Origin of the sequence: Deinococcus sp. YIM 134068, assembly GCF_036543075.1 — a bacterium.
GTDB lineage: Bacteria > Deinococcota > Deinococci > Deinococcales > Deinococcaceae > Deinococcus > Deinococcus lichenicola.
On sequence record NZ_JAZHPF010000010.1, the window covers coordinates 70,850 to 83,967 of the forward strand.

Consider the following 13,118-nt stretch of genomic DNA (forward strand, 5'->3'; position numbering starts at 1 on the left):
CAGCTCCCCATAGACCGTTAGACCTTTTGACGGTTGGACAGGCGCGAGCAGCGCCTCAGTCGATGCTCGCCCGCCAGCGCCACTCGGAGGCGCGCTTCATGACGTGGGCGAGGCCGCCCGTGATGGCGAGCTTCTGGTTCCACGGAAGTTTCATCCAGCCCACGGCCATCAGGCCGCCGAGGGAGACGAACTCGCCGAGAGTGGTCGGCTCGTAGGGTTCCAGCTCCTCGCCGCGCGCCAGGCGCATGACGTTCTTGCCCGTCAGGCGGCCCTGCTGCCCGGCGTGCTGGGCGGTCGTGGGCACGGGCTTGCCGTCCTGATTGAGCGCCAGGCCCATGTCACCGATCACGAACACGTCGGGGTAGCCCTTGGCGCGCAGGGTGGCGTCCACGGCGATGCGCCCGCCCGGCCCCTTCTCCAGCCGCTCGCCCTTCACGATGTCGCGCGCCTGGATGCCGCCGGTCCAGATGATCTTGCCCGCCTGCAAGACCTTCTGCTCGCCCTCCTGCGTCTGTACCGTCACGCTGTCGGCGGTGGCCGCCATGATGCGGTGGCCGACGAGAATCTGGATGCCGTACTCGCGCAGGGTATTCTCGGCCTTCATCCGCAGGGCGTCGTCGAGGATGGGCAGAATCTTCGGCCCCGCCTCCACGAGATAAATCTGGAAGGGCGGCAGCCCGCGCTCCTTGCTCAGCAGCTCGGCCCTCTGCGCGAGTTCGGTCACGAGTTCCACGCCCGTCAGGCCCGCGCCGCCCACCACGATGTCGCGGTTGCCCGCGTAGTCGCTCGCGTAAGCGCGGTTCACGAAGGAGAAAATCTCGTCCGCGTCGGTGAGCTGCTTGAGTTCGGCGGCGTTCTCGGCGAGGCCGGGGATGCGGTAGAAGTTCGTCACCGACCCCAGGCCCACCACGAGCGTGTCGTAGGTCAGCACGCGCCCGTCCTTGAGGGTCACTTCCTTCTCGTCCACGTCCACGCCCTCCACCTGCGCCTGCTCCAGATGGACGCCCGTGCCCCTCAGCAGCGGGGCGAGCGGCAGCGTGACCGGCGTGTTGTGCGCGGCGGCCTCGTGGAGACGCGTCTCGAAGGTGTGGTAGGCGTTTTGCTCGACGAGCAGGGCCTCCAGGTCGGGCAAGGGCTTCATCTTGGTGGCTACCGCGAGGCCCGCGTAGCCGGCACCGAGGATCAGGGTCTTCATGCAGTCACTCCTGTGAACCAATTCACGAGTTGGGGTCGGGGGCGGACGGCACCCACAAAAACCCGCCGGAGGGGTCCCCCGGTCGTGCGGGCAGTCTACACGGACCACCCGCCCCGCCGCATCAGGCGGGCCTTCATCTCATCACGAGAAAGGCGGTAGTTGGGATGAGGTGAGGGGATGGGGCGGTGGAGGTGGTCACACGCCCCCTCACCCCGGCCCTCCGCTTCGCGGCTCTGCGAGTCACCCACGAGGGGAGAGGGAGAAAAAGAGCGGAGGCTCCGGCTTTCTAGCTCCTCTCCCTTGACTCGGAGAGCTGCTTGCAGAAGGGGGAGGCTGGGACTGGCACAGCTCCGCAGGAGCGGGGATGAGCGGGCATGGCCTCCCGCAACGTGCACCTCTCAACTCCCCCACCTCCCGGCCCAAGCCCGACCGCGTGCAGGCCCACACCCCTCACCGTTCAGTTCGTGATTCAATACAGGGCACACACAACCCGGCCCGGCTGCCCTGATTCGCCCCCGTCCCCCCGGAGGACATGCATGAACGTGACCGTCACCGTGAACGGCAAGCCCTACACCCGCGACGTGGAACCCCGGCTCCTGCTCGTGCATTTTCTGCGCGAGGACCTCGGTCTGACGGGCACCCACGTCGGCTGCGACACCTCGCAATGCGGTGCCTGCACCGTCCACCTGAACGGCGACGCGGTGAAGAGCTGCACCCTGCTCGCCGTGCAGGCCGACGGAATGGACGTGACCACCATCGAGGGCATCGGCACGCCCGCCGCCCTGCATCCCCTCCAGACAGGCTTCTGGGAGGAACACGGCCTCCAGTGCGGCTTCTGCACCCCCGGCATGATCATGTCGAGCGCCGAACTCCTCAAGCACAACCCCAGCCCCAGCGAGGAGGACATCCGCCTTCACCTGGAGGGCAATTACTGCCGCTGCACCGGCTACCACAACATCGTCCGGGCCGTGCAGCACGCCGCTGGGATGATGGCCGGGCAGGAGCGGCGGGAAGCGGTGGAAGCGGCGGACGATTGAAGAAGGTCGAGCCGCCGAGAGGTCGAGAAGTTGAGAAACCTGTCGCCCTCGACTCCTCGACTCCTTGACTCCTCGACAGTAAGACCCCCAACCAAAGGGAGGCACCCAATGACCGAATCCAGACCCGAGAAGTACATGGGCCAGGCCCTCAAGCGCAAGGAGGACCCGCGCTTCATCACGGGGGCCGGGAAGTACACCGACGACTTCGTGGTTCACGGGATGCTCCACGCGGCGATGGTCCGCAGTTCCTACGCGCACGCGCGCATCGGAAACATCGACAAGGGCGGGGTGGAGGGGATGCCGGGCGTGGTCGCCGTGTTCACGGGCGAGGACGTGAAGGCCGCCGGAATCGGGGCCATTCCACCGGGCTGGCTGCTGCCCGACCTGAAGATTCCCGCCCACCACGCCATCGCGCAGGGCGAGGTCAATCACGTCGGGGACATCGTGGCGGTCGTGATCGCCGAGACGCGCGCCCAGGCGGAGGACGCCGCCGCGCTGCTCGACGTGGAGTACGAGGCGCTGCCCGCCGTGGCCCTCGGCAGCGACGCGCTCGCCCAGGGTGCCGCGCAGGTCCATGACGACGTGCCCGGCAATGTCGCCTTCCGCTGGGAGATCGGGGACGAGACGGCGCTGAACGAGGCGTTCAACCGGGCACACAAGACGGTCAAGATCAAGCTCCGCAACCATCGCCTCGTGCCGAACGCGATTGAGCCGCGTGCGTCCCTGGCGCAGTTTGCGCCCGCGTCCGGGGAATACACGCTCCACACGACCTCGCAGAATCCGCACATCCACCGCCTGATCCTCGCGGCCTTCGTGATGGGCATTCCCGAACACAAGCTGCGGGTGATCAGCCCGGACGTGGGCGGGGGCTTCGGGTCCAAAATCTTCCAGTATCAGGAGGAGGTCATCGTCCTCCTCGCCGCGCAGAAGCTGGGTCGCCCGGTGAAGTGGGCGGCGCGGCGCAGCGAGGCGTTCGTCTCCGACATGCAGGGCCGCGACCACGAGTCGGAGGCGGAACTCGCCGTGGATGCGGACGGGCGGATGCTCGGGCTGCGGGTGAACACGGTCGCCAACCTCGGCGCGTACCTCACCCTCTTCGCACCCGCCGTCCCGACGTACCTGTACGGGACGCTGATGAACGGCGTCTACAAGTTCCCCGCCGTTCACGTCAAGGTGACGGGCGTGATGACGAACACCGTGCCCGTGGACGCCTACCGGGGCGCGGGCCGACCCGAGGCGACATACCTCATCGAGCGCATCGTGGACGTAATGGCGCACGAACTGGGGGTGGACCCCACCGAGTTCCGGCGCAAGAACTTCATCCAGCCCGACGAGTTCCCCTATCAGACGCCCGTGGCCCTCGTGTACGACTCCGGCGACTACGAACCCGCGCTCGACATGGCGCTGAACATGATGAACTACCCCGAGTTGCGCGCCGAGCAGGAGCGGATGAAGGGGACGAATAAGATTCTCGGCGTGGGCGTCATCTCGTACCTGGAGGCGTGCGGCCTCGCGCCGTCCGCGCTCGTCGGGCAGCTCGGCGCTCAGGCGGGACAGTGGGAGAGCAGCCTCGTCCGCGTCCACCCCACCGGCAAGGTCGAGCTGTACACTGGCTCGCATAGCCACGGGCAGGGGCACGAGACGGCCTTTCCGCAGATCGCCGCCGACGAGCTGCAAATCCCCATCGAGGACATCGACCTCATCCACGGCGACACGGGCCGGATGCCCTACGGCTGGGGCACCTACGGCTCCCGCAGCGCGGCGGTGGGCGGCAGCGCCCTGAAGATGGCCCTCGGCAAGATCACCGCGAAGGCGAAGAAGATCGCCGCGCACCTGCTGGAAGCGTCCGAGGAGGACGTGGAGCACGAGGGCGGCGTCTTCTGCATCAAGGGCGCGCCGGAGCAGGCCAAGACCTTTTTCGACGTGTCCCTGATGGCCCACCTCGCGCACAACCTCCCCGAGGGCATGGAGCCGGGGCTGGAGGCGACCGCCTTCTACGACCCCAAGAACTTCGTGTACCCCTTCGGCACCCACGTCGCGGTCGTGGAGATCGACACGGACACCGGGCACGTCAAGCTGCGCGGCTACGGCTGCGTGGACGACTGCGGCCCCCTCATCAACCCGCTGATTGCCGAGGGGCAGGTCCACGGCGGCATCGCGCAGGGGGCGGGGCAGGCGCTGTGGGAGGACGCCGCCTACGACGACGAGGGCAACTTCCTCGCCGGAACGTTCATGGAGTACGCCGTGCCCCGCGCCGACGACCTCCCGACCTTCCAGATCGATCACACCGTCACGCCCAGCCCCCACAACCCCCTCGGCGTGAAGGGCATCGGCGAGGCGGGCACCATCGCCTCCACCGCCGCCGTCGCCAACGCGGTGATGGACGCCCTGTGGCACGAGTGCCGGATCGAGCATCTGGACATGCCCTACACGAGCGAGAAGGTGTGGAAGGCGGTCCGGGACGCGCGGGCGGCAGGGATGGGGCAGGCGGCGGACGACTGAGATGAGTCGAGAAGTCTAAAGGTCGAGGAGTCAAGAAAATGCGGTGCTCTCGACTCCTCGACCCATGACCCCTCGACGCCGACCAACGGGAGGCAACATGTACCCAACCAACTTCGACTACCAGAAAGCCCACTCCGTCGACGAGGCGCTGTCCGCGATGGCCGCCAATCCCGACCTCAAGGTGATTGCTGGGGGGCACTCGCTTCTGCCCGCGATGAAGCTCCGGCTCGCGCAGCCGCCCGCGCTGCTCGACGTGTTCGGCATCGAGGAGATGAAAGGCATCCGCGAGGAGGGCGACGTGTTCGTGGTCGGGGCGATGACCACGCACGCGCAGATTCTGCGTTCTCAGCTCTCCCTCTTCCCTGAGGTGGCGGGCTACGTCGGCGACCCGATGGTCCGCAACCGGGGCACCATCGGCGGCTCGCTGGCGCACGCCGATCCCAGCGCGGACTACCCGGCGGCGGCCCTCGCCCTCGGGGTGGAGTTCGTCATCCGGGGCATGGAGGGTGAGCGCGTCGTGCCCGCCGACGAGATGTTCCTGGGCATGTTCGAGAGCGCGGTCCAGCCCGGCGAACTGCTCACCCACCTCCGCGTTCCGAGGAACGTTCAGGCCAGCGCCTACGAGAAGTTCAAGCACCCGGCGAGCCACTACGCCATCGTCGGCATCGCCCTCGCCCGTCACGCGGACGGGCAGATTCGGGCCGCCTACACGGGGGCGGGAGAGAAAGCCGCGCGTCTCACGCGGTTAGAAGAACGGTTGAACGCCGGGCAGCCTGCCGGAACGGGCCTCGTCGAATCCGCCGACCTCCTCGGCGACCGCTTCGCCAGCCCCGAGTACCGGGCGCATCTGGTGGACGTGCTCGCGGCTCGGGGGGCGGCGAGGGTGTAGCGGGGCGGCCAGCCCCCAGCTTCCAGCGACCAGCACAAAGAGGAAGGTGGGCCGCCCCAATCGGGATGGCCCACCTTCCTCTTTTCCCACTCACCACTTTCCACTCACCGCTTACTCGTGGTCGTGCATCCCCGCCGCGTGCGCGTGCCCGTGGTCCAGTTCCTCGCTCGTCGCGTCGCGGACGCTCTTGACGGTCACATCGAAGTTCAGGACCATTCCGGCGAGGGGCGGGTTGAAGTCCACCTGCACGGTGTCGCCCTCCACGGAGACGACGGTGAAGGGCAGAACGCTGCCGTCTTCCGCCTGGGCGTAGTAGGTCGCGCCGATCTCCACCTCGTCGTCGAAGTCGGCGCGGTCGAGGTCCTCCACGTTGTCCTCGTCGCGCTCGCCGTAGCCGTCTTCCGGCTGGACGGTGACGTGGAGGCTGTCGCCCGCCTTCTTGCCCTCCAGGGCGCGCTCCAGCCCCGGAATGATGTTGCTGTGGCCGTGGAGGTAGGTCAGCGGCTCGCCCGCCTCGCTCTGATCCACGACCTCGCCCTCCACCTTGAGGACGTAATCGAGTTCCACAACCTTGTCTTGCGTGATGTTCATGGACGTTCTCCGTTTCTGAGTATTTCGGGGGCCAGCTTGCCCCCGGAGTGTACCCCGCCGCCGCGCGTCGGCCTTCACGAAAGGAAAAGAGTGGGGAAGGCGCGGGCCAGCCGCCGCCCTATCCTGCCCCCATGACGCGCCCACCGCCGGACTTCCCGATGTTCGTCAGCGTGCAGGAGGCGCGGGACATGCTCGCGGCGCTGCTGCCCGACCCCGGCCAGGAGGACGTGCCGCTCTCTCAGGCGCGGGGCCGCACCCTCGCCGCGCCGCTCGCCGCCCGCGTGAGCCACCCCAGCGCGACCGAGAGTGCCCTCGACGGCATCGCCGCGCGGGAGGGGGACACGCTGGGCGCTGGCCCGGATACCCCCGTCCGCCTGCGGATAGTCGGCGAGAGCCGTGCCGGCGTTCCCTTCACGGGCACGGTCGGCCCCGGCCAGTGCGTCCTCATTTACACGGGCGCTCCCCTGCCACCCGGCACCGACGCGATCACCCCGGTGGAGCGGTTGACCCAGGACGGCAGACTTCACGTCCTCCTCACGCGGCCCGCCAGTCCCGGCGACGTGCGCCGCGAGGGCGAGGACTTCCGGGCGGGGGAACAGGTGCTGGAGGCGGGTGCCGTCCTCACCCCGCCGCGTGTGGCGCTCGCCGCCGCGCTCGGCCACGCCCGCGTTCCCGTGCGCCGCCGCCTGCGGGTCGCGCTGCTCTCCACCGGGGACGAGGTGATCGAACCCGGCGAGGCCCTGTCCCCCGGCCAGGTGTACGACTCCAACCGCTACGGCCTGGCCGCCATGCTGGAGGAGTGCGGCTGCGACGTGCTGCCCCTCGGCCACGCGCCCGACCGCCCGGAGGCGCTGCGGGAGGTCATCGCGGGGGCGGGCGGCGCGGACGTGCTGCTCACGAGCGGCGGGGTCAGCATGGGAAGGTACGACTTCATGCGCGACCTGCTGATCGACCACGGGCGGGTCGCCTTCTGGAAGGTGCGGATGCGGCCCGGCGGCCCGGCCCTCCTCGGCGGCTGGAACGGCCTGCCCGTCTTCGGGCTGCCGGGGAACCCGGTGAGCAGCCTCGTCGTCTTCCACGTCATCGTCCGCCCCGCACTCACCGGGCACCCCCTCCAAACGTTGCGGCTGCGGGCGGGCACGGCCTTTCGCACCCTGCCCGACAAGACGGCGTTCTGGCGCGCGACCCTTCGGGACGGGCAGGTCCACGACTACCCGAGGCAGAGCAGCGGCGTCCTGCGCTCGCTGAGCGACACGGGTGCCCTGGTGATCGTGCCGGAGGGGGTGCGGGTGGAGGCGGGCGACGAGGTGGAGGTCGTGTTGCTGTAGGACCAGGACTTCATTCTCGCGTCGGGCGACGGCGCGGCGTCACCGCCAGCGCGAGTCCGATGGCAAGTCCGACGGCGAGTCCTATGACGGGGCTGCCCGTGGCGACCCCCACACTCACGCCGATGGCGAAGCCGAGACCGAGCCGGAGGCCTGGCCGCTGAGAGGGTTGTCTCATGACGGTGGATACGCGGGGCGGGCCACGTGCGTTCCCCCCTTCCCCGGTCAACCACGGCACGAGCGCCTCGGCACTCACCGGGTCGACGGCGGGGAGCAGCGGTCGGCCCTCAGCCCGGCGTGCCTACCCCCGGACCTGAATCCGGCGATACCGCGCCTGCACCGCGCACCACACGCCGTAGGCGAGGGTGCCCAGGGCGACGGCACCCAGCAGGAGGTTCCCGGCGGGTTGCCCGCGCAGCCAGGTCAGGACCTCGGAGGTGCCCAGCACCGGGTTGGAGTCGCCCTGCCACGCGCCCACGAGGCAGAATACGCCGATCAGGCCCAGCAGCAACCCGCGCGCCCCGACGCCGACCTGCCCGACCCGTTGCAGGGTGCGCGTCGGCCCCGGCCCCAGGTCGCTGAAGGCCATGCGCTTCATGAATTTCGCCCCGGAGGCGGCGTAGAGCTGATTGGCCGCCACCGCCAGCAGGGCGAGGCCCGCCAGCGTCAGCAACGCCTGACCGCCGGGCAGGTCGAGGACCCGGCGGGCGGCCTCCCCCTCGCTGTTCTGGTTGCGCGGGGCGCTGCCCTGGGTCGCCAGCCGGGCCGCGAAGATCGCCACGCCCACGTTCACGGCGGCGCTCATCCCGTAGCCCACCCGCTTGACGATACCGTTCGCCCCGCTGCCCTGCCGCTCCGGGTCGAGAACCGCGCGCAGCCCCTGCCACAGCGCGTACCCGACCAGCCCGACGACGAGCAGCAGGGTCAGGAACGTGCCCAGCGGCAGGTCCTGAAGCCGCAGCAGCGCCCCCTGCGTGTCGGTGGTCGCGCCCCCCCGCCCCAGCGCGACGCTCAGCGCGAGGCCGCCCACCGTGGCATACACCACCCCCTTGCTCGCGTACCCGAAGCGGGCCAGCGCCTCGATGCCGGGGACCGCCCGCGCCGCCTCCCGTGCCGCTTCCGCCCGCAGGCGTCCGCCCACATCCTTAAGCTCTGCCATTTGGCCCAGTCTGCGTCAGGCAAGCTGATGGGGCGTGGGTGGGGGTTCGGCGTCCCTTGAGGTGGGGGGATGGTCAGCCATCAGCCGTCAGCGGTCAGCTCTCAACCGTGAACGGCAGGCGGGAGCGCACAAACGGTCAGGCACGCCTTCTCGCTCCGGCCTACGCTGGGGGGGCATGGCGACCACGGGGGGCAAAGACCGGGCCGGAGTTCTCCTCGTCCTGCTGCTGGGAGAGCTGGGCGAGGAGCGGCGGGGTGAGGACGTGGCGCACGGCGCGAACCTCAGCCGCTCGCACGCCGCGCGGCTCTTCCGGGCACGTTTCGGGGAGGGTCCCGCCGCCTTTCGCCGTCGGCTGACGCTGGAGCGGGCCGCGTGGACGCTCCGGCGCACGGCGGCGAGCGTGACGGAGGTGGCGCTGGAGGCGGGGTTCGGGTCATTGGAGGGCTTCACGCGCGCCTTTGCCCGCGCCTACGGGACCTCGCCGAGCCTGTACCGCCGCGCCGGGCTGCGCTCCCACCTCCTGCCCGCCCCCAGCGGCATCCACTTTCAACCCCTGGGCGTCGCCCTGCGAACGGAGGACCATATGGACCTGCTCGACCACCTGCTCACCTTCGACGAGGCGTTCGTCCGTCAGGCCCTCGCGCACGCCCGCACCCTGCCCGACGGGGCACTCGACACGCCGCTCGGCGAGGCACACCCCCTGACCTTCGAGACGCCCGACCGCACCCTGCGCGACCTGCTCGACAAGCTGGTGTTCAACAAGGAGGTCTGGGTCGCGGCGGTGCGCGGCGGCGAGTTGCCCCAGGAGAGCCGCGACCGCACGCCGGACGGGCTGGAGGCGCGGCTGAGCGTCGCCTTTCCCGCCTTCCGGGCGCTGGCCCGCGAGGTGCAGGCGGAGGGCCGGTGGCGGCAGACTTTCGTGGACGCCCTGTGCGAGCCGCCCGAGGTCTTCCCCTACGGCGGGATGCTCGCGCACGTCCTCACCGTGGACGCGCACCGCCGCCACGTCCTGAGCGCGTGGCTGTGGCGGCTGGGCGTGCGGCTGGACGCCGACCCGATGCTGTTCGGGCGGCGGGCGGACGTGGCCGGGGCGCGGGGATGAGCGGGCCGCTGACCGGGCGGGTGGCCGTCGTCGCCGGGGCCACGCGCGGGGCGGGCCGGGGCATCGCCGCCGAACTGGGGGCGCTGGGCGCGACCGTCCTTTGCACGGGCCGTTCCACCCGCGCGGGCCTGAGCGAGCTGGGCGTGAGCCGGGGCCGCCCCGAGACCATCGAGGAGACGGCGGACCTCGTGACGGCGGCGGGCGGCGCTGGGATTGCGGTGAGGTGCGACCACCTCAGCGAATCCGACGTGGGGGCGCTCGCGGAACGCGTCCGGGCGGAGTTCGGCGGCCTCGACGTGCTGGTGAACGACGTGTGGGGTGGCGAACGGCACAGCGAATGGGGCAGGAAGGCGTGGGAACTGGACCTCGGCAAGGCCCGCGCACTCGCCCTAGGCGGGTTGTGGTCCCACCTTGTCACCGGTCGGTATCTTCTACCGCTTCTGCGTCCCGGCGGTCTCATCGTGGAGGTCACGGACGGCGACGGCTGGACCTACCGGGGCAACCTGATCTACGACCTCACCAAAACGGGCGTGATGCGGCTCGCGCAGGGCTGGGCACATGAGTTGGAGGGCGACCCGCGCGGTATCACCAGCGTGAGCGTCACGCCCGGCTACCTCAGAAGCGAGGAAATGCTGGCCCATTTCGGGGTGGTGGAGGCCCGCTGGCGCGATGCCGTCACCCGAGACCCCAACTTCGCCGAGTCCGAGACGCCGCGCTTCGTGGGTCGGGCCATCGCCGCGCTCGCCGCCGACCCCGACAAACGCCGCTTCAACGGACGCGCCCTCGCCTCGTGGACCCTGATGGACGAGTACGGCTTCACGGACGTGGACGGTCGGAAACCGCACTGGGGCAACTGGCTCCGGGACGTGCTGAGTGGGCAGGTGATCACGCCGGATCAGGTTTGAACCCTTCCCCCACCTCTTCCGGTAACGTGTCCTATGCGCTTCATCGGTCTTGACCTCGCCTGGTCCGCCCGCAACCCCACGGGCGGGGCCGTCATCGAGGGGGACGCGGGGGGTGGGCGGCTCACGGAGACGGCCCTCCTCTCGGACGACGTGAGCGTTCTCGCCTTCGTGGACGCGCACGCGGGCGAGGGTCCGGCCATCGTCGCTATCGACGCGCCCCTCACCGTGCCCAACGTGACGGGACGGCGGCCCGCCGAGGCAGAGGTTGGGGCGGTGTTCGGGCGCTTTCAGGCGGCGGCGCATCCCACCAACAGAACGCGACTGGCGGACGCATCGGGCGTCGTTCGGGGGGAGGCACTGACTCAAGCCCTGGAGGCGCGCGGCTTCGTCCACGACCCCCGGATTCCCGCCAGGGTGCCCGTCCGCCGCGTGGTCGAGGTCTACCCACACCCGGCGACCGTCGCCCTGTTCGGCCTGACGCGAACGCTGAAGTACAAGAACAAGGGGCAGGACCGAAGTGTGCTGGAGGAGGCATGGGCCGCATTCCACCGTCACCTCGCCGCGTTGAGGGAGGCGGACCCGCCGCTCACGGGTCTCGACGCCCACCTCGCCGTGGACCCCGCCGCCCTGAAAGGCCGTGCCCTCAAGAACCACGAGGACCGCACCGACGCCATCCTGTGCGCCTACATCGCCCTGTACGCCCACCGCTGGGGGCTGGAGCGGAGCGAGGTGCTGGGCACACTGGACGGCGGCTCCATCCTCACGCCGACGCTGCCGGAACGCTGGGACGCCTCCCGCCTGGTGCCCGCGTGACCCTGCCCGACGGTGCCTTCGAGCCGAACTCGCGCGAGGAATGGCGGGCGTGGCTCGAAAGCCATCACGACACTTCAACGGGCGTCTGGCTCGTCCTCCGCAAGAAGTCGGCGGGTCCCGTCAACCTCACCGGGGACGAGGCGGTGGAGGAGGCGCTGTGCTTCGGCTGGATCGACTCCAGGCCGCGCAAGCTCGACGGCGCACGCTCCATGCTGTATTTCGCCCCCCGCAAGCCCGGCAGCGGGTGGAGCGCGGTGAACAAGGTCCGCACCCTACGGATGGCGGCGGCGGGAAGGATGACACCAGCGGGTCAGGCGAAGATCGACGCGGCGAAGGCCGACGGCTCGTGGACCCTGCTCGACGCGGTGGATGCGCTGGAAGAACCGTCCGATCTGGAGGCGGCGTGGAGGAGACGGGAGCGCGGGCGCGGTGGGACGCCTTCCCCCGCAGTGCGAAACGGGGCATCCTGGAGTGGATCGCGCAGGCGAAAACTTCTGCCACCCGTGAGCGGCGGGTGCGCGAGACGGCCATCCTCGCCGCACGGGGAGAGCGGGCGAACCAGTGGCGCAGGCGTTCCTGACAACGCCACTTCCTTAACGCCGCCTGAATCTGACGGGACGCCGCCGCCCGGCCCGATAGATTGGGCCATATGGACTACCGGAATCTCGGCAGGAGCGGCCTCAAGGTCTCGGAGGTGTCGCTGGGCGGGTGGGTCACGTTCGGGCAGACCGTGAACGACGACCGCATGGTGCGCGACATCGTGATGAAGGCCTACGAGGAGGGCGTGAACTTCTTCGATCAGGCCGACGTGTACGCGCGGGGCCGCTCCGAGGAGCTGATGGGTGCCGTGCTGCGCGAGCTGCCTCGCCACACGCTCGTCATCTCGTCGAAGGTCTTCTGGCCGATGAGCGACGACGTGAACGACCGGGGACTCTCGCGCAAGCACGTGCTGGAGAGCATCGACAAGACATTGAAACGCCTGGGCACCGACTACCTCGACATCTACTTCGCCCACCGCCACGACGAGACGGTGCCGATGGAGGAGATCGTCATGGCCTTCGATCAGGTCATCCGCGACGGCAAGGCGCTGTACTGGGGAACTTCCATGTGGCCCGCCGCGCGCATCGCCCAGGCCGTCGAGTTCGCCAGGGCGCACGGCCTCCACGCGCCCGTCACCGAGCAGCCCGAATACTCCATGCTCCGGCGCGACCGGGTGGAGAAGGAAATCCTGCCCTACACCGCAGAAGCGGGCGTGGGCCTCGTCGTGTGGAGTCCGCTGGCGATGGGCCTCCTGACCGGCAAGTACGACGAGGGCCGCCCGGAGGGGGCACGCCTGAGCGACAACGAGAACTGGGGCAAGAACTTCCTGACGGAAGAGAACATCGGGAAGGTGCGCGACCTGAGGCCCATCGCCGACGAACTGGGCATCACCCGCGCGCAACTGGCGCTGGCGTGGATTCTGCGCCAGAAGGGCGTGAGCAGCGTCATCACGGGGGCCACGCGGGTAGAGCAGATCGAGGACACCGTGAAGGCGACGGGCGTGAAGCTGAGCGAGGACGTGCTGGGCCGCATCGACGAGATTCTGACGCGCTGAGGAACG

The 13,118-nt window shown here is 69.8% G+C and carries 13 protein-coding genes and 1 pseudogene; 10 read left to right on the forward strand and 4 right to left on the reverse strand.

Annotated elements, in window-relative coordinates:
- Positions 1-55 precede the first annotated feature (55 nt).
- A complete protein-coding gene (locus V3W47_RS11420; RefSeq protein WP_331825334.1) occupies positions 56-1,195 on the reverse strand; it encodes an NAD(P)/FAD-dependent oxidoreductase in 1,140 nt (379 codons plus the stop codon).
- Positions 1,196-1,731: 536 nt separating this feature from the next.
- Here V3W47_RS11420 and V3W47_RS11425 point away from each other — a divergent pair.
- From V3W47_RS11425 to V3W47_RS11435, 3 genes are all read left to right on the forward strand, one after another.
- On the forward strand, positions 1,732-2,232 hold the full coding sequence (locus tag V3W47_RS11425) for a (2Fe-2S)-binding protein (RefSeq protein WP_331825335.1): 501 nt from the start codon (positions 1,732-1,734) through the stop codon (positions 2,230-2,232).
- A 108-nt stretch (positions 2,233-2,340) separates the two neighbouring features.
- Entirely contained in the window at positions 2,341-4,734 is a 2,394-nt protein-coding gene (locus tag V3W47_RS11430) for a xanthine dehydrogenase family protein molybdopterin-binding subunit (protein ID WP_331825336.1), read from the forward strand.
- A gap of 97 nt (positions 4,735-4,831) precedes the next feature.
- Positions 4,832-5,623, forward strand: a complete 792-nt coding sequence (locus tag V3W47_RS11435) for an FAD binding domain-containing protein (RefSeq protein WP_331825337.1) — start codon at positions 4,832-4,834, stop codon at positions 5,621-5,623.
- Between the two features lie 111 nt (positions 5,624-5,734).
- Here V3W47_RS11435 and V3W47_RS11440 read toward each other — a convergent pair whose 3' ends face one another.
- The gene (locus V3W47_RS11440; protein ID WP_331825338.1) at positions 5,735-6,214 is read right to left on the reverse strand and encodes an FKBP-type peptidyl-prolyl cis-trans isomerase; all 480 of its coding nucleotides are present in this window, start codon (positions 6,212-6,214) and stop codon (positions 5,735-5,737) included.
- Positions 6,215-6,345: 131 nt separating this feature from the next.
- On the opposite strand from V3W47_RS11440, the gene V3W47_RS11445 reads away from it, so the two are divergent.
- Positions 6,346-7,542 (forward strand): molybdopterin molybdotransferase MoeA, encoded by a 1,197-nt coding sequence (locus tag V3W47_RS11445; protein WP_331825339.1) that lies wholly within the window; start codon positions 6,346-6,348, stop codon positions 7,540-7,542.
- A 10-nt stretch (positions 7,543-7,552) separates the two neighbouring features.
- Here the strand turns inward: V3W47_RS11445 and V3W47_RS11450 are convergent, their stop codons facing one another.
- Positions 7,553-7,717 (reverse strand): glycine zipper domain-containing protein, encoded by a 165-nt coding sequence (locus V3W47_RS11450; RefSeq protein WP_331825340.1) that lies wholly within the window; start codon positions 7,715-7,717, stop codon positions 7,553-7,555.
- Between the two features lie 123 nt (positions 7,718-7,840).
- Complete coding sequence (locus V3W47_RS11455; RefSeq protein ID WP_331825341.1) at positions 7,841-8,698, reverse strand: DUF1206 domain-containing protein; 858 nt, start codon at positions 8,696-8,698, stop codon at positions 7,841-7,843.
- 175 nt (positions 8,699-8,873) lie between these two features.
- Between V3W47_RS11455 and V3W47_RS11460 the strand changes: the two genes are divergently transcribed.
- From V3W47_RS11460 to V3W47_RS11480, 6 genes and pseudogenes are all read left to right on the forward strand, one after another.
- On the forward strand, positions 8,874-9,800 hold the full coding sequence (locus V3W47_RS11460; protein WP_331825342.1) for a helix-turn-helix domain-containing protein: 927 nt from the start codon (positions 8,874-8,876) through the stop codon (positions 9,798-9,800).
- Complete coding sequence (locus V3W47_RS11465) at positions 9,797-10,705, forward strand: SDR family oxidoreductase (RefSeq protein WP_331825343.1); 909 nt, start codon at positions 9,797-9,799, stop codon at positions 10,703-10,705. The genes V3W47_RS11460 and V3W47_RS11465 overlap by 4 nt, the downstream gene beginning before the upstream one ends.
- Positions 10,706-10,738: 33 nt before the next feature.
- Positions 10,739-11,518 (forward strand): DUF429 domain-containing protein, encoded by a 780-nt coding sequence (locus tag V3W47_RS11470; RefSeq protein ID WP_331825344.1) that lies wholly within the window; start codon positions 10,739-10,741, stop codon positions 11,516-11,518.
- Positions 11,515-11,775, forward strand: a pseudogene (locus tag V3W47_RS19745) (YdeI/OmpD-associated family protein); the annotation flags it as partial. The gene V3W47_RS11470 and the pseudogene V3W47_RS19745, both read left to right, overlap by 4 nt.
- Before the next feature lie 146 nt (positions 11,776-11,921).
- Positions 11,922-12,098 carry a YdeI/OmpD-associated family protein gene (locus V3W47_RS19750; protein ID WP_503623868.1) on the forward strand — a complete coding sequence of 59 codons (177 nt, stop codon included), beginning with the start codon at positions 11,922-11,924 and terminating at the stop codon, positions 12,096-12,098.
- Between the two features lie 69 nt (positions 12,099-12,167).
- Positions 12,168-13,112 (forward strand): aldo/keto reductase family protein, encoded by a 945-nt coding sequence (locus V3W47_RS11480; protein WP_331825346.1) that lies wholly within the window; start codon positions 12,168-12,170, stop codon positions 13,110-13,112.
- Positions 13,113-13,118 lie beyond the last annotated feature (6 nt).